Genomic DNA, 19,056 nt, shown 5'->3' with positions numbered 1-19,056 from the left:
TTTCAGGGGCCTCCGCCTTCTATATTCAATATAAATCTAAACCCATACCCTATTATACAGGTATCATTTTCCATTCGCAAAAGGCATTGTCGATTCTACTAGCATTTTGCACACAAAAAACTTATTTTTATACAGGCAATTTATATATATATTAGCGGTTATTCCAGTCTTTTAGAAATGCTTCAATTCCTTTGTCTGTTAACGGATGCTTCGTTAATTGCGCAATAACGTTAAACGGAATGGTTGCAATATGAGCGCCTCTAAGCGCAGCTTCTGTCACGTGCATTGGATGGCGGATTGATGCAGCAATAATCTGCGTATCTAAGCCGTGAACGTTAAAAATTTCTGAGATAGTAGAAATTAAATCTAAACCGTTTTGACCGATATCGTCCAAACGACCAAGGAATGGCGAAACATATGTAGCACCTGCTCTAGCAGCAAGCAATGCTTGGTTTGCATTAAAAATAAGCGTTACATTTGTAGTGATTCCTTCCTGAGTTAAAGCATAGCAAGCTTTCAACCCATCTGGAGTCATCGGAAGCTTAACTGTAATGTTTGGCGCAATCGCTGCCAGCTCTTTTCCTTCCTTGATCATACCTTCTGCATCAAGTGCAATAACTTCTGCGCTAACAGAACCTGGAACTAGTGAAGCGATTTCACGAATACGATCGTGAAAAGTAACATTTTTTTCCTTAGCCACTAGGGAAGGATTTGTTGTTACTCCTGCTAAAATCCCTAATGCATGCGCTTCCCGAATTTCATCAATGTTTGCTGTATCAATAAAAAACTTCATTTCTTTTCCCCCATTCATGATTGTTTGAACGAAATATTTTAGTTTTTTAAAAATGAATTGAAACCGCCTCTAATCGAGGACGGTTTCAATAACGAACTATACAACAGAACTATGCTTTATTGGAAGAACCGAACTCACGGATTTTTCCGATTACGGTTTCCTTAATTACATCGCGAGCTGGTCCTAAGTATTTACGAGGATCATACTCGTTAGGCTTTGCAGCCAATACTTCACGAACCACTTTCGCAGAAGCAATTTGGTTTTCTGTATTTACATTAATTTTTGCTGTTCCAAGAGAAACAGATTTTTGGATATCATGAGTTGGGATTCCAGTACCACCATGAAGTACAAGCGGAACGCCAGTTAATTTACCGATTTCTTCCATTTCAGGGAAACCTAATTTTGGCTCACCTTTGTATGGACCATGAACAGAACCAAGTGCTGGAGCAAGACAATCAATACCAGTGCGCTTAACAAGCTCAACACACTCGTTTGCATCTGCATAAATGATGCCTTCTGCAACAACATCGTCCTCTTGTCCGCCGACAGTTCCTAATTCTGCTTCAACAGAAACGCCTTTTGAATGAGCATACTCAACTACTTTAGCAGTTGTCGCAATGTTCTCTTCAAATGGATGGTGAGAAGCATCGATCATAACAGATGTAAAGCCAGCATCAATTGCTTCCTTACATTTTTCGAAGCTTGAACCATGGTCAAGGTGGATGGCAACAGGAACCGTAATGTTAAGGTCCTCAAGTAAGCCTTCAACCATTTTTACGATTGTTTTGAAGCCAGACATGTAACGAGCTGCACCTTCAGAAACACCAAGGATTACAGGTGATTTTTCAGCTTCAGCAGCTTGAAGGATTGCTTGAGTGAATTCAAGGTTATTGATGTTGAATTGTCCTACAGCATAGCCCTCTGCTTTTGCTTTATTTAACATTTCAGTCATTGAAACTAAAGGCATTCTTATTTCCTCCTTCTTGATGATCGCAGTCGCTTTAACAACAGCAGTATTCTTTTACAGGTTAACCTGCAACACTTTTGTTTATGTATGGGATGCTTTTGTAAAAAGAAACAAACGACCCTATCGAACTTCATAAGTATAATACCAAAAAGAAAATAGAAATGCTATGCTTCAGCAAGCGATTTAAACATTGTTCATAAAGCAAACGTTTTCTTTGTGATTTTCTTGAAAATTGTAGAAAATCATCGAATAATTTTTAGAAAAATTGGGATTTTTTGCGAGATGTTTTCTTGTTAAATTTTTGCACCGCAGTCGCGGCTTCTTCTCGATCCAAAAAAATTAATTTGAAGATACCGGAATATATTTACGGACGGCTGCTCGGATATCGTCAATATCAAATGGTTTAGCAAAATGAGTCAATGCGCCGAGGTCCTTTGCTTCTTGAATCATGTCCAATTCTCCATAGGCAGTCATAATAATGACGCGGATATCAGGGTCAACCACCTTCATGCGCTTCAATATTTCAATTCCGTCCATTCCAGGAATTTTCATATCCAGCAACACAAGATCGGGCGAATTTTTATTTACAACTTCCAACGCCTGCACCCCATTAGCCGCTTGGAATGTTTGATAACCTTCCTTTTGCAGTACTTCATTAAGTAGTATTCTAATTCCAAATTGATCGTCTACGATTAAAACCTTGCCTTTCATGCCATCCACCTCTTTAATTTTTGATGCTTCTGTTTTTTATCCAATAGGTATATTTCTAGTTTTAACGTTTGTTTTCCTGCTAATCCCAATATTTGCGACCATATTTCTGTCAATAATGTTTCGACAGATTCTCCGATTTTTTTCATATTTCAGCCGACCAAGCTTTGCTGCTACTTGGAGATTTCATTTTATTAAGGCTATAATCGTTTAAGAGAATTTGTTAAGAGAGGCGTGAGCTTAATGTTAAAAATGTTTTCGACTCAGCTTTCTGGATTATTTAAAAAAATCCAGGAGCAGAATGAATTTGAACTAGAGGACGGAGCTCGTTTGTTGGCCCAAGCCGCTGTTGGTGATGGGGCCATCTATATATATGGTGTGGCTGAAATGGCCGCCGTATCGGTAGAAGCGACTGAAGGCGCTGAACCTTTAGCTTTTGTGAAAAAGTGGAATGGTGTTGAAAAGGTGACCTCGGCAGACCGCGTCATTTTGTTTAGCCGATTTTCAAATGATGCCGAAGCTGTTCAGTTGGCAAGAAGACTTGGTGAGCGAGGGATCCCATTTGTTGCCGTTTGTACAGTGGTTGAGGATGCTGCGGAAAATATTGGCGAATTAGCAGATGTTGTCATCGATTTGAAGTTGTCGAAAGGTTTGTTGCCTACTGAGACTGGAAATCGGGTTGGTTTTCCAACTGCGATGGCTGGCTTGTTTGTCTATTACGCTTTAAAATTTACGCTTGAGGAGATTTTGGAGGATTTTTAGTAGGGGAAGTGTGTGTGACTTTGTCCACTTGCGCCGATAAATGTTTAAAAAGCGTCGATAAAAATCGAAATTGCGTCGATAAATTTGCAAAAACCGCCGATAAAACCCCGAAAACCGCCGATAAAGCAATTTTTGCGGTAAAATCAGAAAAACAAACCTCGCCGAAGCTCAGCTCGGCGAGGTTTGTTTACGATTATTTTTCCCCAAATTGTAAGGAAGCTTTAATAAAATCACGGAATAACGGCTGTGGGCGAGTTGGTCTAGACTTGAACTCTGGGTGGAACTGTGAAGCCACGAACCATGGATGATCATTTAACTCGATCACTTCTACTAAGCGGCCGTCTGGGCTTGTACCACTAAACACGAAGCCAGCTGCTTCCATTGCTTGACGGTAATGATTATTAAATTCGTAACGGTGACGGTGACGCTCATAAACGACTTCTTCACCGTACGCTTCAAAGGCTTTAGATCCTTCTGTTAATTTACAAGGGTATAAACCTAGGCGCAATGTTCCGCCAAGATCCTCGATATCCTTCTGTTCAGGAAGAAGGTCAATCACTGGATTTGTTGTTTCAGGATTCAACTCAGATGAATGCGCATCCTTCAAACCAAGGACATTACGAGCATACTCAACGGACGCTAACTGCATTCCTAAGCAAATTCCTAAAAACGGCTTCTTCTGTTCACGGGCAAACTGAGTGGCAAGAATTTTTCCTTCGACACCGCGATCGCCAAATCCGCCTGGAACAAGAATTCCATCGACATCCGCAAGCAATTCGTGAACATTCCCAGCATTAACATGCTCCGCATTAATCCACTTAATTTCAATATCAGCATCAAAAGCATAACCGGCATGCTTTAGTGCTTCAACAACCGAAATATATGCATCTTGGAGCTCGACATATTTACCAACAAGGGCAATTTTTGTTTTGCAAGATAAATTACAAACTTTTTCAACTAGAGCTTTCCATTCTGTCATATCCGCTTCTGGAACAGCCAGCTTTAAATGATCGCAAACGATTTGATCTAGGTTTTGCTCTTGTAATGATAATGGAATCGAATAAAGTGTATCCGCATCTTGCGCTTCAATTACTGCATTCTTATCAATATCGCAGAATAGAGCAATCTTATCCTTCATATCTTGTGATATCGGCTTTTCAGTCCGTACCACAATCACATTCGGTTGAATACCTAAACTACGTAATTCTTTTACGCTGTGCTGGGTTGGCTTTGTCTTCATTTCACCAGCCGCTTTAATATAAGGAACCAAAGTACAGTGAATATACATAACATTATGAGTTCCAATATCACTCTTGATTTGACGAATCGCTTCAAGGAATGGTAATGACTCAATATCCCCTACTGTTCCACCAATTTCGGTAATAACAACATCCGCATTCGTTTCATGACCGCTGCGGAAAACACGTTCCTTCAGCTCATTCGTAATATGCGGGATAACCTGAACCGTTCCGCCAAGGTAGTCCCCGCGGCGTTCTTTTTTCAAAACAGATGAATAAACTTTACCTGTTGTTACATTGCTAAATTTGTTTAGGTTAATGTCAATAAACCGCTCATAGTGACCTAAATCTAAGTCTGTTTCCGCACCATCATCGGTAACAAATACTTCACCATGCTGATATGGACTCATTGTCCCTGGGTCCACATTAATATATGGGTCAAATTTTTGAATCGTTACACTTAACCCTCTGTTTTTTAACAGCCGCCCAAGTGATGCTGCTGTAATCCCTTTTCCTAACGATGAAACTACACCGCCCGTAACAAAAATATACTTTGTCATAAAAGATGCCTCCTCTTAAAAACAGTTTGTACAATTTAGCCTTTATTTAAAGACTTACATCGCAAATTCATATGGTGGGGAAAGATCAGGTTAATACATTGATAAAAAATATTTTTATAAAGCCCTATGATACTGTTCTACTTTTTATAAATTACAGAATGAAATAAGAATAATATGTAATTTATTCCTTTAGTAGAAAAATAAAAAAACGCTCCTCCTACCGCTGGGGTAAGGGAGCGTTATAAGAGCAATCTAATCGTCGTTCCTTTTTTAAGGAGCCCAAAAATGATTCTACAAGGCACTTATAAAAAAGTCAAGCTGATAATAAGAAAAGCTAAAGGCAGCTCGCTCTATTAAAGCTGCATATTAAATCTTAGTCTTCGTCTTCCAAATCAAGATCTTCGTCTTCGTCCGCAAGATCTTCGTCTTCATCCAGATCAAACTCTTCTTCAAGTGCGTCATCTTCATCAATGATATCTTCATCATCGTCTTCTAAATCTTCGTCTAAATCTTCATCGAAGATGTCATCATCGTCCAAAACTTCGTCCTCTTCTTCAAATTCATCAATGTCATCAAAGCCAAGATCTTCATCTTCATCAAGATCATCGTAATCTTCAAGATCATCATCAAGAACCTTTTTCGCCTTCTTCTTCTTCGGTTTAACTGGTGTAACAATTTCTTCTTCCGTTTGATCGAATGGATACCAAACACGAAGTCCCCAACGATTTTCACCTAAACATAAGAAGCGGCCGTCTATATTTAAATCCGTATAAAATTGTGCAATTTTTGATTTTACGTCAGCCTCAGAAAGGTTAAGAATTTTGGTAATTTCGTCCATAATTTCTTTAAAGGTTAACGCTTGTTTTTTTTCTGCCAATAAAATGTAAGAAACTTCAATAAAGGACATTTCTTGCACTTGCTCTTTTGAGTATTGTTCAAGACTCAATCTCCGCACTTCCTTTCACTATTCACACCCTGAAGGAATATTCCTCCCAAAATACATATTCTTCATTATAAACAAAATCTTACCGTTTATGCTAGTTCTATCTATTAGCTGACTACTTTTTTTCACTATTTAAGTGAGTCATCAGAAGGATTCTCTTTCTCCTTTAAATTTTTATATTGCTTAAAAGCAAGATAAAAGAGGAAAAAGGAGATAAGAAAAAAGGAAACGGCACCTAGTTGGTGTGAATAGAGATAATAAGTCATGAAAATTGCTAGAATGATTAACAGAAAAAAAATGACTTGCTTCACTTTTTTCACATCCAATTCGGTTATGTATTTGTTTTTCTGTTTACTGCATCAATTTGATTATATAAGATATATTCTAATAAAAACAGGTCTGACTTTTAAAGGAAAACCCTTTTCGTGTCAGACCTGTTACACTTTTTTACATTAATTCTTTGGCTGCTTTAAGCTTGCCTGTTGATTTCCGCTCCAGGCGCTCCCTTTCCGCGGGCGGTCCGGGAGCCTCCTCGGCGCTTTGCGCCTGTGGGGTCTCCCAAGACCAGCTTCTCCCGCAGGAGTCTCGCGCCTTCCGCTCCAATCAACAAAATAACACAGCCTTTCTTTAAGAGTAAACGCTCTGCTATTTCTTTTTTAATACAATTCGCTTTTTGCCCGTTACATGTTGCGGCGATATTGGCCGCCTACTTCGTATAGGGCTTGGGTAATTTGGCCAAGGCTGGCGAATTTGACGGTTTCCATCAGCTCTGCAAAAATATTGCCGCCACTCATCGCGACTTGCTTCAAGCGGTTTAATGCTTCATCAATATTATCTTTATTGCGAGCCTGGAATTCGCGTAAGTTGGTAATCTGTAACTCTTTTTCCTCATTAGAAGCACGGGCAATTTCCATATTATTAATTTCTTCTAATGAAGGCGGGTTTGGATTTAAATACGTATTGACCCCAATAATCGGCAACTCACCAGTATGCTTCTTCATTTCATAATACATCGATTCATCCTGGATTTTTCCGCGCTGATATTGAGTTTCCATTGAACCAAGCACCCCGCCGCGGTCATCCATACGCTCGAATTCCTTCAGAACAGCTTCTTCCACTAAATCAGTTAGCTCTTCAACAATGAATGAGCCCTGGAGCGGATTTTCGTTCTTCGTTAAGCCGTGCTCCTTCGTAATAATCATTTGAATCGCCATTGCACGGCGCACGGATTCTTCCGTTGGCGTCGTAATCGCCTCATCATAAGCGTTGGTGTGAAGCGAGTTACAGTTATCATGCAACGCCATCAACGCTTGAAGTGTTGTCCGGATATCGTTGAAGTCGATTTCTTGAGCGTGCAGCGAGCGGCCTGAAGTTTGCACGTGGTACTTCAGCTTTTGCGAACGCTCATTTGCGCCATACTTGTCGCGCATCGTCGTTGCCCAAATACGGCGAGCAACGCGGCCGATAACAGTATATTCCGGATCAAGACCATTTGAGAAAAAGTAAGACAGATTCGGCGCGAAGTCATCGATGTGCATACCACGACTTAAATAGTACTCAACGAAAGTGAATCCATTCGCAAGCGTAAATGCCAGCTGCGAAATAGGGTTCGCTCCAGCTTCAGCAATATGGTAGCCAGAAATGGATACAGAATAGTAGTTGCGCACCTTATGGTCGATAAAGTATTGCTGAATATCTCCCATCATACGCAAAGCAAATTCTGTTGAGAAAATACAAGTGTTTTGACCTTGGTCTTCTTTTAAAATATCAGCTTGAACCGTACCACGAACAGTCTGTAGAGTTTGCTCCTTCACTGCTTGAACTTCTTCTACAGTCAGCTCGCGACCGAGCTCCGCCTGCTTTACAGCAATTTGTTGGTGAATCGCTGTATTCATGAACATCGCCAAAATGATTGGCGCTGGTCCGTTAATCGTCATCGAAACAGATGTGGACGGATGACATAAATCAAAACCGGCATACAGCTTTTTCATATCATCTAATGTACATACGTTTACGCCACTTTCACCGATTTTCCCAAAAATATCAGGACGGTGATCCGGATCTTCTCCATATAGAGTAACGGAGTCGAATGCCGTACTTAAACGCTTTGCATCATCATCCTTTGAAAGATAGTGGAAGCGACGATTCGTACGCTCAGGTGTACCTTCACCAGCAAATTGGCGCTTTGGATCTTCACCTTCGCGCTTGAATGGGAATACCCCGGCTGTATAAGGGAAGAAGCCTGGAACGTTTTCACGGTAAACCCAGCTTAGGATCTCGCCGTATTCTTTATATCTTGGTAAGGCAACCTTCGGAATATCAAGTCCGGAAAGTGTCTTGGTTTTTAGAATTGTCACGATTTCCTTATCGCGAATCTTGGTGACAAATTTATCAGCTGCATACTTCTCCTTTGTCTTTTCCCAGTTGGCAAGAATGCTTTTTGATTCAGGAGTAAGTTTTGCTTCTGTTTCTTGCTTTAAAGCTTCCAGAGAAGTAAGAACTTCTGAATTGGCTTCTCTTTCTTTAACGGCTTCGATGGCCCCTTCAAGCTGGAACAAGCGGCGCGCTACCGCAACTTGATCGGCCGCCTTTTTATGATAGCCGCGCACCGTATCAGAGATTTCACGCAAGTAATAGCGGCGGTCGTTTGGAATAATCACGTTTTGCTTTTCAACTTTAGCTGATTTTGAGAAGGTTGTTGTCCAGTTCGTGCCGGCTTTTTGATTGATTACTTCAACTAAAGCGGCAAATAAAGCGTTTGTGCCCGGATCATTGAATTGGCTCGCAATCGTGCCATACACTGGCATTTCTGTGTAATCGCGATCAAATAGTTCACGGCTGCGTTGGTATTGCTTTTGTACTTGACGCAAAGCATCTTCTGAACCTTTACGTTCAAATTTATTAATCACAACTAGATCGGCATAGTCGATCATGTCGATTTTTTCGAGCTGAGATGGCGCTCCAAATTCGCTTGTCATCACATAGAGGGCAATATCACAAATTTCAGCGATCTCTGCATCCCCTTGACCAATCCCGCTTGTTTCAACAACGATAAGATCAAATCCGGCCGCTTTGACGACGGATATAGCATCCTTAATCGCTAACGACAATTCACTTTTCGAATGTCTTGTTGCCAAGCTGCGCATATAAACACGTGGATTAAAAATGGCGTTCATACGAATCCGGTCACCTAGCAGTGCTCCGCCTGTTTTTTGTTTCGTAGGGTCAACTGAAAGAATGGCTACTTTTTTCTCAGGGATTTCGTTTAAGAAGCGACGGATCAGTTCATCGGTAAGCGAGCTTTTTCCCGCTCCGCCCGTACCGGTAATCCCGATCACAGGGACAGTGTGCTGTAACGTTTTTATTTCTGTCAATACAGATTCTGCTGCAGCCGCTGCTTCCGAATTGAGTTCAACATGCTGCTCGGCAAGAGTAATAAGCTTGGCAATAGAATTGACTTCACCTGATTGCAGTTTTTTAATATCTTCGGCTGTGTCTTGACCAACCGTTGGAAAATCCGAAAGCTCAAGCATGTAATTGATCATGCCTTGCAAGCCTAATAAACGGCCATCTTCCGGTGAAAAAATCTTCGCAATTCCGTATTCATGAAGTTCATCGATTTCTTTCGGGATAATAACCCCGCCACCGCCACCAAAAACACGGATATGTTCAGCGCCTCTTTGTTTAAGAAGGTCGTACATGTATTTAAAGTACTCCACATGCCCACCTTGATAGGAGGAAATCGCAATCCCTTGAACATCTTCCTGGATGGCCGCATTAACAATCTCTTCCACTGAGCGATTATGCCCTAGGTGGATGACTTCCGCACCGCTCGCTTGAATAATGCGGCGCATAATATTAATTGAGGCATCGTGACCATCAAATAAACTTGAAGCTGTTACAAATCTAATATGATGCTTTGGCTTATAAACTTTTGTCGTACTCATATTCTCCCCTCCGGTTCTTTTACCATATATCCCTTTAAGCCTTGAAAAATCCAATCAGTTTGCATTTTGATATAGTCATCGAGACTGTATTGCTTTTGGATCGTCCAGCGCCGGAACCCCCACATTTGGCCCTGGACAACGATATTATGAGCAAGCAGGTTCACTTCTTTTGGTGTCATATTGAGTTCTCCTTTATCGACAACCAATTGGATCACATCTTCTAGCATCGAAACCATTGCAATCTCTTTCTTTAGTACATAGGGCAGGGCATCCTTCGTCAGAGATTTTGCTTCCTGATACATGACGAGGACTTCTTCTTGGACACCATCCATGATCCGAAAGAAATTTTCGATACCGTGCCTTAGGCTGGCCAGTGTTCCTTGATGAGAGACAAGGTCCTGCGCTAATTGATCCTGAACTTCATCGTAGATATTGTCACAAACGAGGTATAAAATATCCTCCTTTGAGCGGATGTATTCGTAAAGAGTTCCAATACTGAAACCTGCTTCTCTGGCTATCTCCCTTGTAGTGGTGCGATGGAACCCTTTTTGCTTAAACAAAGCAATGGCGCTTTTTATCATTTGGTTCCGCCTTATTTTCACAAGACGTTCATCCTTAACCGATGCATGCACTTCACGCTTTTTCATGATTCCAACCGCCCTTCCACCTTCCTTACGTTTATTAATAGTTAGTTAAACACAACCAAAAAGTAAACGGCTGGCGAAATGGGCTGATAAACCCACTTCTGCCAGCCGCATTAAAGTTGATTATTTTGTAATCATCCGGGAAATAACAAGTCGTTGAATTTCTTGAGTTCCTTCATAGATTTGAGTGATTTTTGCATCACGCATATAACGCTCTACTGGATAATCCTTTGTATAGCCATAACCGCCGAAAATTTGTACAGCTTCTGTTGTAACCTTCATTGCCGCATCACCCGCAAAAAGCTTAGACATTGCAGATTCTTTACCATATGGAAGACCTTTTGACTCAAGCCAAGCAGCTTGATAGGTTAATAGTCTTGCCGCTTCAACACTTGTAGCCATATCCGCTAATTTGAAGCCAATTCCTTGTTGAGCAGCAATTGGTTTACCGAATTGAACGCGTTCTCTTGCATAATCGATGGAAGCATCAAGAGCTCCTTGAGCAATACCAACCGCTTGTGCAGCGATTCCGTTTCGGCCACCATCAAGAGTCATCATGGCAATTTTGAAGCCTTCGCCTTCTTGACCAAGTAGGTTTTCAACTGGAACTTTGCAATCTTCGAAAATAATTTCAGTTGTAGGTGATGAACGAATGCCGAGTTTCTTTTCCTTCTTACCTACTGAGAAGCCTTCGAAACCACTTTCAACGATAAATGCGCTTGTGCCTTTTTGTTTGTTTTCTGGATCAGTTAACGCGAAAACAACATAGATATCAGCCACGCCGCCGTTTGTGATGAAGATTTTTGAGCCGTTAAGAACATAATGATCCCCTTCACGACGTGCAGTTGTTCTCATGCCGCCTGCATCGGAACCGCTGCCTGGCTCCGTTAAGCCGTAACCGCCAATGCTTTTACCTTCAGCCATTGGGCGCAAGTATTTTTGCTTTTGTTCTTCGTTTCCGAACTTGAAAATTGGCCAACCTGCTAATGAAGTGTGAGCTGACAAAGTAACGCCTGTAGACGCACATACACGAGATAGTTCTTCGACTGCGATACAATATGCTAAGTAGTCACTGCCGATTCCGCCGTATTCTTCAGGCCAAGGAATCCCGGTAAGGCCTAGCTCAGCCATTTTATCGAAAATTTCACGGTCAAATCGTTCGTTTTCATCGCGTTCAGCTGCACTTGGAGCAACCTCATTGCGCGCGAAATCGCGGACCATTTTACGAATCATTTCATGTTCTTCAGTTAATTGGAAATTCATTGTTACTTCCCCCATTTGGATATATTAGATTAATTATGGATACAGATATTTCTATGAATTAACTAGTTCAATTTATATGAATGAAAAGTCACATGAGGTTATGTTGTTAAATGTTTACTTATTACAATGCGTTGGATTTCACTTGTGCCTTCGTAAATTTCAGTGATTTTTGCATCTCTGAAGTAACGTTCGACCGGATAATCCTCCGTATAGCCATAGCCACCGAGTACTTGAATCGCTTCCGTTGTCACTTCAACAGCTGTTCTCGATGCAAACAGCTTTGCCATCGATGCCTCAAGGCTGCATTTCTGCCCTTTTGCACGAAGGTCCGCCGCGCGATAGACTAATAGTCTTGCCGCTTCAATAGCAGTTGCCATGTCAGCAAGCTTAAAAGCAATCCCTTGTTGAGCTGCAATCGGCTTTCCAAACTGATGACGGTCTTTGGCATAGGTTGCAGCGGCTTCTAATGCTGCCTCGGCTATCCCTAATGCTTGTGCAGCGATACCAATCCGGCCAACATCAAGATTGGACATCGCAATTTTAAAGCCTTCCCCTTCTTGACCAAGCAGGTTCGCCTCTGAAACTCTCATATTTTCAAAGGTGATTTGCACCGTGCGCGAACCGTGAAGACCCATTTTCTTCTCATCTTTTCCAACAATAAACCCTGGAGTATTTTTTTCCACGATAAAGGCGCTGATGCCCTTTGACCCTGCATTTGGATCGGTGACAGCAAAGACAATATACACATCAGCCTCACCGCCATTGGTGATAAAAATCTTTGAGCCGTTTAGAACATAATCGTTCCCGTCCTTTACTGCTCTCGTCTTGATACTACCTGCATCCGAACCTGCCTGCGGCTCCGTTAAACAAAAAGCACCTAAATATTCTCCTGCGGCAAGCTTAGGAACGTATTTTTGCTTTTGTTCTTCTGTACCGAAGTAAAGGATCGGATTCGTGCCAACCGATGTGTGAACCGAGAGGATGACACCGATCGTTGCGCTTACTTTTGACAGCTCATTAATGGCGATAATGTAGGAGAGAAAATCCATCTCTGCTCCGCCAAGCTGTTCAGGTACAGGGATTCCCATTAAGCCCAATTCACCCATTTTGGCTAAAATTTCTCGGGGAAAATGACCCTGCTCCATTTTTTCAATGAAAGGGGTAATCTCCGTTCTGGCAAAATCGCGAACCATATTGCGCATCATTTCTTGTTCGTCAGTAAACTTGAGGTTCATTGCCATTCCCTCCTGAAGTAGCGTTTGCGCTGCCTTACTCATAGACATAGAACCCACGGCCTGATTTCTTACCAAGCCAGCCAGCTTTCACATATTTACGCAGTAGTGGACAAGGACGATATTTATCATCGCCAAAGCCTTCATGCAATGTTTCCATAATGTATAAGCATGTATCCAAACCGATGAAATCAGCTAGAGTTAGTGGTCCCATTGGATGGTTCATGCCAAGCTTCATAACCTCATCAATTGCTTCTACTGATGCTACTCCTTCGTATAGGCAATAGATTGCTTCATTAAGCATTGGTAAAAGGATTCGGTTTGAAATAAAGCCTGGGAAGTCATTAACTTCGACCGGTACCTTTTCTAACGTTTTTGTGATCTCTTCAATTGTTTGATAAACCTCATCTGCCGTCGCTAAACCGCGAATGATTTCGACAAGCTTCATGACTGGAACTGGATTCATAAAGTGCATACCGATTACTTTTTCCGGTCTGTTTGTCGCTGCTGCGATTTCAGTGATTGGCAGCGAAGATGTGTTGCTTGCTAAAATAGCATGTTCTGGCGCGATTTGATCAAGCTGTGAAAAGATTTTTGTTTTGATTTCCATGTTTTCAACAGCTGCTTCAATTACAAGGTCCGCTGACTCGGCATCCTGCAGATTGGTTGAAGGAGTAATGTTGGCTACTATTTGATCACGAGTTTCGGCTGTGATCCGCCCTTTTTCAACATTGCGGGAAAGATTTTTATTGATTCCCCCAAGGCCGCGCTCAACAAATTCTTGTTTAATATCGTTTAATAGGACTTTGTAGCCTGCTTGGGCACAAACCTGGGCAATTCCAGAGCCCATTTGTCCGGCACCAATAACCATAATCGTTTGAACGTTCATTAGATAATATCCTCCTCAAGAAAAGCGCGTGGCGCATAGTAATTTGTAAATTGTTTATTGTTTCGGCACTTCGATCATGATGGCATCACCTTGGCCTCCGCCTGAACAGATTGCCGCAATACCAAGACCTCCGCCCCGGCGTTTGAGCTCATGCATAAGGGTAATGATGATTCTGGCTCCGCTTGCACCAATCGGATGGCCTAAAGCAACTGCTCCGCCATTGACATTGATCTTTTCAGGATCAATCCCGGCAATTTGCTTGCTTGCTAGTGCAACCGCAGCAAATGCTTCATTAATTTCAAACAGGTCGATTTCATCAACCGTTTTGCCTGTTTTCTTTAAAAGCTCATTGATGACAATACCTGGGCTTTTTGGAAAATCCTTTGCCTCTAAGGCAATGGCTGCATGACCAACAATGAACGCTTCAGACTTTCTTCCATCTTTTTTAGCACGCTCTTCGCTCATTAACACAAGAGCGGCCGCCCCATCGTTCACCCCAGGTGCATTACCGGCTGTAATCGTACCTTCTCCGTTAAACACAGGAGAAAGTTTTGCAAGCTTTACAAGTGAAGTGTCATTTCGTGGAGACTCGTCATGCTCAACAATTGTTGACTGGCCTTTACGGCTTGGCACTTCAACCGGAACGATTTCTTCTGCAAGTCTTCCAGATTGAATCGCATCAATAGCTCGTTGGTGACTTCTAAATGACCATTTATCCTGCTCTTCACGACTGAGCTCAAGCTCCTCTGCCGTTAAGTTTCCGTAACTTCCCATATGAACACCGGTGAAGCTGCAGCTTAAACCATCATGGACCATAAGATCCTTGACAGCCGCATCATTCATTCTTAATCCCCAGCGTGCCTTCGGAAGAAAGTATGGAGCATTACTCATCGACTCCATTCCACCTGCTACGATGACTTCCTCATCTCCTGCTCGGATAATTTGATCGGCTAATGTGACGCTGCGCATTCCGGAAGCACAAACTTTGTTGATCGTTTCAGTCTTAACATCCCAAGGTAACCCTGCATTTCGAGCAGCCTGACGAGACGGAATTTGTCCTTGGCCCCCTTGAAGAACGGTTCCTAAAATAACCTCATCGACTTCTTCGGAATTTACGTTTGCACGATTTATAGCGGCCTTAACGGCGATTCCTCCAAGCTCTGCTGCTGTTAATTGGCTCAATCCTCCACCAAACTTAGCAAATGGTGTACGAACCCCGCTTAAAATAACTGTTTTCCCCATTCAAAATTCCACTCCTTGTCTTTAAATTCACCGGCTATAATGCGTTGATGCTGTGAAGTGACTGAACGCTCGCTCAATCATCAGGCAAACAGACGCATTGAATGAATAGACCTACACACACAGAGACGAGAGTAATTGTTTTATATGATAAAGGAGCAACTTTTGAAAACGCTTTATACATTTATATTACTTCAGAGTAACTCGAATTTGAATAATTTTACCAAAAATTCTAAATATTAAATGTTCGACATTTTTTACGGTTGACATCAAATAAGCAGGGAGGCACTTCGGGTCAACAAGGGGCACCGATGCCTTCCCTATTGCTCCTAAATTACGACACTAGTTCCTTCTGGTCACCACAAACCGCTTTTTCTAGTAATTCAGCTACATCATAAGTTTGAACGGTTTCTTCTACCTCTTTAGCTTTTGTTCCGTCTGAAAGCATCGTCAAGCAGTATGGGCAGCCCGCGCTGATGACGGACGGTTTCACTGCTAATGCTTGTTCGGTTCTGGCAACATTAATACGATGGCCTGTTTCTTCTTCCATCCACATTAAACCGCCGCCGGCGCCACAGCACATTCCTGTTTCGCGATTTCTTTCCATCTCAACTAATTTAACTCCTGAAATTGAGTTAAGAATCTCCCGTGGTGGATCATATACTTCGTTGTAACGGCCCAAATAGCAGGAATCGTGGAACGTAATCGTCTCATTCACCTCATACTTCGGCACCAGTCTTCCCTCTTTTACAAGCTGAGCAAGAACCTCGGTGTGATGGAACACTTCTGCTTGCAAACCAAAATCAGGATATTCATTTTTAAAAATGTTATAAGCATGCGGATCAATCGTTACAATTTTCTTGACTTCATTCTTTTCAAACTCATCGATATTGTTTTGTGCAAGTTCTTGGAATAAGAATTCATTGCCAAGACGACGCGGTGTATCGCCTGAGTTCTTTTCTTTATTTCCTAAAATGGCAAACTTCACGCCTGCTTCATTCAGTAGCTTAGCGAAAGATAGAGCGATCTTTTGGCTACGGTTATCGTATGAGCCCATTGCGCCTACCCAGAATAAGTATTCAAACTCTTCGCCTTCTTTTTTCATTTCTTTTACAGTTGGCACGACAACATCCTCACGGACATCGCGCCATGCTTCGCGCTCTTTCCGGTTTAAGCCCCAAGGATTGCCTTGACGCTCGATATTTGTCATTGCCCGTTGTGCGTCTGCATCCAATTTTCCTTCTGTTAACGTTAAATAGCGACGAAGGTCAATAATTTTTTCAACATGTTCATTCATTACCGGACATTGATCTTCACAATTGCGGCAAGTTGTACAAGCCCAAATTTCCTCTTCAGTAATGACATCACCAATTAGACTTGGTGAATATTGAAGGGCAGCAGCCGCTTCCTCTGCACCTTGACTGCCGGCAGCTAATGCCAATTGATTTCCCTTTGTATTAGCAAATGCAAAGGTTGGCACCCATGGCTGTTTCGATGTTACTGCCGCACCATGATTAGTTAAGTGATCGCGCAGCTTTAGCATTAAGTCCATAGGCGAAAGCATTTTTCCTGTTCCAGTAGCCGGACACATATTTGTACAGCGTCCACACTCCACACAGGCATATAAATCAACAAGCTGTAGTTGAGTAAAATCTTCAATTTTTCCAACACCAAATGATTCCTGTGACTCATCTTCAAAGTTTATTTTCTTTAATTTCCCAGGTTTATCTAAGCGGTTTAAATAAACATTGGCTGGCCCTGCGATTAAGTGCATGTGTTTCCCCTGTGGAACATAGACGAGGAAAGATAACAGGAATAATAAATGTGCCCACCATGCAATGTAAAACACGGCGATCGCTGCTGTTTCACCGATTCCTGAAAAAAGGGCAGCAATCGAAGATGCAACTGGTTCAGAAGCGGAAGCCTCATGACCATGCCATATCATTCCCATTCCATTCCCAATCAGAACGGAGACCATTAATCCACCAATAAAAATTAAGACAAGACCATTTTTGAAACCACGCTTTAAGCGCACCAATTTTTCAATATAGCGGCGATAAAAGGCCCAAACGACAGCCACTAATATCACTAATGTGACGATTTCCTGAAAAAAATTAAAGGCAGGATATAGTGGTCCAAGCGGCAAATGGGAACCGGGCTTAAGCCCCTTCCAAATAAAATCAATTGCCCCTAATTGGACGAGAAGAAATCCATAAAAGAACATAACATGTATAATTCCGCTCTTCTTATCCTTCATCAGTTTCTTTTGTCCAAAAACGTTTACCCAAATTTTGTCGAGTCTTTCCTTTACCCGATTGTCAAACTCTACTTGTTTCCCGAGCTTGATGTACGAGATTCTTGTCTTGATTACATACACAAACAAGCTTATCGCGTAAGCGGTTACAGCTAAAAAAGCTATAAGATTTGCCCACAACAATCCGTTCATCAAAACCCACGCTCCTTTCGATTAAATTATAAATTCGTGTAATTTCGACAGAATATTATATTCTTTGCAAATATTCTGAATTTTACTCTTAACTCTATTATATTGTGAATGAGCATTCAGTCAATGATTTATTTGTTAAACTTTCGATTTATTTTATGAATGGAACATAGAAGTTGTCGTTTCGGAAAAACTATGTGGAAATGAATCGAGGAGAGAATGGATGTGAAAACTGTCTTTTTTGTGTTAGCACTTTTATTCATTCTTGTCATATGGCTCTATTTAGATTATACGCTCGGGAGAAAAAAACATGTCGCTACGAGTGACCGAAAAGAATATCCGGCTAGGCCCGGAAATGTTGAGTTTTTTAACAAAGGACCGGATTTATTCAAAGACCTGTTTGACGAAATAAAACAGGCCAAACATCACGTCCACGTTTTATTTTATATCGTCCGTAATGACAAAATTAGCCATGAATTTTTTTCATTATTAACAGCAAAAGCAAAAGAAGGGGTTGAAGTTCGCCTCCTTCTCGATTGGCTTGGCAGTAATAAAGTGTCTAAACAAATGATTGCTAAGCTAAAGGAAGCAAATGTTCAGTTTTCTTTTTGTCATGTTCCGAAGCTTCCTTATTTGTTTTATACAGCAAATGTTCGTAATCACCGTAAAATAACGATTATCGATGGAAAAATAGGCTATTTAGGCGGTTTTAATGTCGGAAAGGAATACATCAATCAAGATCCAAAGCTTTCACCATGGCGAGATTATCATATGAAATTAACCGGTGAAATAGTCCATGATTTGCAGACACAGTTTTTACAAGATTGGCAAAAAACAAGGCAAAATGAAGAGACCTATTCAAATAATTATTTTCCGGCTGCGGAAGGAGGTCCGGCTATTATCCAGGCGATTACATCCGAAGGTGCGTTTATGGAGGAGATTTTTTCAAAACGAATTCGTGAAGCGAAAAAATCGATCTTCATTGGCACTCCTTATTTTATTCCAAGTAAATTATTATTTAATGATTTATTGGCTGCCGCAAAACGGGGTGTCCGTATTACGATTCTTGTCCCATGTATTACGGATCATGCTCTTGTACAGGAGGCTTCTTATTGGTATTTTCGCCGCTTAATCAAATCCGGGGTTGAGGTTCACCAATATTTGAACGGGTTTTATCATGCTAAAATGATGCTTTTTGATGATAGGATTTGTGATATTGGGACAACAAATTTTGATCAGCGAAGCTTATTTTTAAATTATGAAATCAATTGTTTTATTGCTGATCAAACAACCGTTACCAAGATTAAAGCGTTCATAAATAAAGATCTGCAAACCTCCAAAAAGCTGTCTTTAGCTGATTTAACCCATGTAGGTCTGCTAACTAAGGTGAAAGAGACCATTGCTAAACCAATGGCTCGATTTTTGTAG

15 protein-coding genes are annotated in these 19,056 nt (G+C 41.4%); 2 read left to right on the top strand and 13 right to left on the bottom strand.

Annotated elements, in window-relative coordinates; genetic code table 11:
• Nucleotides 1–151: 151 nt before the first annotated feature.
• The 4 genes from fsa to ACI48O_RS09170 all read right to left on the bottom strand — a co-directional run bounded on the left by fsa (nucleotide 152) and on the right by ACI48O_RS09170 (nucleotide 2,617).
• The gene (gene fsa, locus ACI48O_RS09185) at nucleotides 152–793 is read right to left on the bottom strand and encodes a fructose-6-phosphate aldolase (protein WP_435561496.1); all 642 of its coding nucleotides are present in this window, start codon (nucleotides 791–793) and stop codon (nucleotides 152–154) included.
• Between the two features lie 109 nt (nucleotides 794–902).
• On the bottom strand, nucleotides 903–1,760 hold the full coding sequence (locus ACI48O_RS09180) for a class II fructose-bisphosphate aldolase (RefSeq protein WP_435561495.1): 858 nt from the start codon (nucleotides 1,758–1,760) through the stop codon (nucleotides 903–905).
• A gap of 339 nt (nucleotides 1,761–2,099) precedes the next feature.
• The gene (locus ACI48O_RS09175) at nucleotides 2,100–2,471 is read right to left on the bottom strand and encodes a response regulator (protein WP_435561494.1); all 372 of its coding nucleotides are present in this window, start codon (nucleotides 2,469–2,471) and stop codon (nucleotides 2,100–2,102) included.
• Nucleotides 2,468–2,617, bottom strand: coding sequence for a hypothetical protein (locus ACI48O_RS09170; RefSeq protein ID WP_435561493.1), 150 nt, complete (start codon nucleotides 2,615–2,617; stop codon nucleotides 2,468–2,470). The genes ACI48O_RS09175 and ACI48O_RS09170 overlap by 4 nt, the downstream gene beginning before the upstream one ends.
• 94 nt (nucleotides 2,618–2,711) lie before the next feature.
• Between ACI48O_RS09170 and ACI48O_RS09165 the strand changes: the two genes are divergently transcribed.
• On the top strand, nucleotides 2,712–3,230 hold the full coding sequence (locus ACI48O_RS09165) for a DUF2529 domain-containing protein (protein ID WP_435561491.1): 519 nt from the start codon (nucleotides 2,712–2,714) through the stop codon (nucleotides 3,228–3,230).
• Between the two features lie 193 nt (nucleotides 3,231–3,423).
• On the opposite strand, the gene ACI48O_RS09160 is transcribed toward ACI48O_RS09165, so the two are convergent.
• The 9 genes from ACI48O_RS09160 to ACI48O_RS09120 form a co-directional block, all read right to left on the bottom strand.
• Entirely contained in the window at nucleotides 3,424–5,028 is a 1,605-nt protein-coding gene (locus ACI48O_RS09160; RefSeq protein WP_435561490.1) for a CTP synthase, read from the bottom strand.
• A gap of 373 nt (nucleotides 5,029–5,401) precedes the next feature.
• Nucleotides 5,402–5,974 carry a DNA-directed RNA polymerase subunit delta gene (rpoE, locus tag ACI48O_RS09155; RefSeq protein ID WP_435561489.1) on the bottom strand — a complete coding sequence of 191 codons (573 nt, stop codon included), beginning with the start codon at nucleotides 5,972–5,974 and terminating at the stop codon, nucleotides 5,402–5,404.
• A gap of 677 nt (nucleotides 5,975–6,651) precedes the next feature.
• The gene (icmF, locus tag ACI48O_RS09150; RefSeq protein WP_435561488.1) at nucleotides 6,652–9,918 is read right to left on the bottom strand and encodes a fused isobutyryl-CoA mutase/GTPase IcmF; all 3,267 of its coding nucleotides are present in this window, start codon (nucleotides 9,916–9,918) and stop codon (nucleotides 6,652–6,654) included.
• Nucleotides 9,915–10,565 carry a TetR/AcrR family transcriptional regulator gene (locus ACI48O_RS09145; protein WP_435561487.1) on the bottom strand — a complete coding sequence of 217 codons (651 nt, stop codon included), beginning with the start codon at nucleotides 10,563–10,565 and terminating at the stop codon, nucleotides 9,915–9,917. The genes icmF and ACI48O_RS09145 overlap by 4 nt, the downstream gene beginning before the upstream one ends.
• 120 nt (nucleotides 10,566–10,685) lie before the next feature.
• Complete coding sequence (locus ACI48O_RS09140; protein WP_435561485.1) at nucleotides 10,686–11,825, bottom strand: acyl-CoA dehydrogenase; 1,140 nt, start codon at nucleotides 11,823–11,825, stop codon at nucleotides 10,686–10,688.
• A 98-nt stretch (nucleotides 11,826–11,923) separates the two neighbouring features.
• Nucleotides 11,924–13,060 (bottom strand): acyl-CoA dehydrogenase, encoded by a 1,137-nt coding sequence (locus ACI48O_RS09135; RefSeq protein ID WP_435561483.1) that lies wholly within the window; start codon nucleotides 13,058–13,060, stop codon nucleotides 11,924–11,926.
• 34 nt (nucleotides 13,061–13,094) lie between these two features.
• Nucleotides 13,095–13,946, bottom strand: coding sequence for a 3-hydroxybutyryl-CoA dehydrogenase (locus ACI48O_RS09130; RefSeq protein WP_435561481.1), 852 nt, complete (start codon nucleotides 13,944–13,946; stop codon nucleotides 13,095–13,097).
• Nucleotides 13,947–14,000: 54 nt separating this feature from the next.
• Nucleotides 14,001–15,188, bottom strand: a complete 1,188-nt coding sequence (locus ACI48O_RS09125; protein WP_435561479.1) for an acetyl-CoA C-acetyltransferase — start codon at nucleotides 15,186–15,188, stop codon at nucleotides 14,001–14,003.
• Between the two features lie 331 nt (nucleotides 15,189–15,519).
• Nucleotides 15,520–17,631, bottom strand: a complete 2,112-nt coding sequence (locus tag ACI48O_RS09120; RefSeq protein WP_435561478.1) for a (Fe-S)-binding protein — start codon at nucleotides 17,629–17,631, stop codon at nucleotides 15,520–15,522.
• A 222-nt stretch (nucleotides 17,632–17,853) separates the two neighbouring features.
• Here ACI48O_RS09120 and cls point away from each other — a divergent pair, with 222 nt between their 5' ends.
• Nucleotides 17,854–19,056, top strand: a complete 1,203-nt coding sequence (gene cls, locus ACI48O_RS09115) for a cardiolipin synthase (protein WP_435561477.1) — start codon at nucleotides 17,854–17,856, stop codon at nucleotides 19,054–19,056.

Source organism: Neobacillus terrisolis (genome assembly GCF_051233475.1).
Lineage (GTDB): Bacteria > Bacillota > Bacilli > Bacillales > Cytobacillaceae > Bacillus_BU.
The sequence above is the reverse complement of the archived record's forward strand: the minus strand, read 5'-3'. Positions and strand labels throughout refer to the sequence as shown.

Excerpts from the sequence above, each read along its gene's own strand:
- fsa (WP_435561496.1), bottom strand. The coding sequence starts at position 793 with ATGAAGTTTTTTATTGATACAGCAAACATTGATGAAATTCGGGAAGCG.
- ACI48O_RS09180 (WP_435561495.1), bottom strand. The coding sequence starts at position 1,760 with ATGCCTTTAGTTTCAATGACTGAAATGTTAAATAAAGCAAAAGCAGAG.
- ACI48O_RS09175 (WP_435561494.1), bottom strand. The coding sequence starts at position 2,471 with ATGAAAGGCAAGGTTTTAATCGTAGACGATCAATTTGGAATTAGAATA.
- ACI48O_RS09170 (WP_435561493.1), bottom strand. The coding sequence starts at position 2,617 with ATGAAAAAAATCGGAGAATCTGTCGAAACATTATTGACAGAAATATGG.
- ACI48O_RS09165 (WP_435561491.1), top strand. The coding sequence starts at position 2,712 with ATGTTAAAAATGTTTTCGACTCAGCTTTCTGGATTATTTAAAAAAATC.
- ACI48O_RS09160 (WP_435561490.1), bottom strand. The coding sequence starts at position 5,028 with ATGACAAAGTATATTTTTGTTACGGGCGGTGTAGTTTCATCGTTAGGA.
- icmF (WP_435561488.1), bottom strand. The coding sequence starts at position 9,918 with ATGAGTACGACAAAAGTTTATAAGCCAAAGCATCATATTAGATTTGTA.
- ACI48O_RS09145 (WP_435561487.1), bottom strand. The coding sequence starts at position 10,565 with ATGAAAAAGCGTGAAGTGCATGCATCGGTTAAGGATGAACGTCTTGTG.
- ACI48O_RS09140 (WP_435561485.1), bottom strand. The coding sequence starts at position 11,825 with ATGAATTTCCAATTAACTGAAGAACATGAAATGATTCGTAAAATGGTC.
- ACI48O_RS09135 (WP_435561483.1), bottom strand. The coding sequence starts at position 13,060 with ATGAACCTCAAGTTTACTGACGAACAAGAAATGATGCGCAATATGGTT.
- ACI48O_RS09130 (WP_435561481.1), bottom strand. The coding sequence starts at position 13,946 with ATGAACGTTCAAACGATTATGGTTATTGGTGCCGGACAAATGGGCTCT.
- ACI48O_RS09125 (WP_435561479.1), bottom strand. The coding sequence starts at position 15,188 with ATGGGGAAAACAGTTATTTTAAGCGGGGTTCGTACACCATTTGCTAAG.
- ACI48O_RS09120 (WP_435561478.1), bottom strand. The coding sequence starts at position 17,631 with ATGAACGGATTGTTGTGGGCAAATCTTATAGCTTTTTTAGCTGTAACC.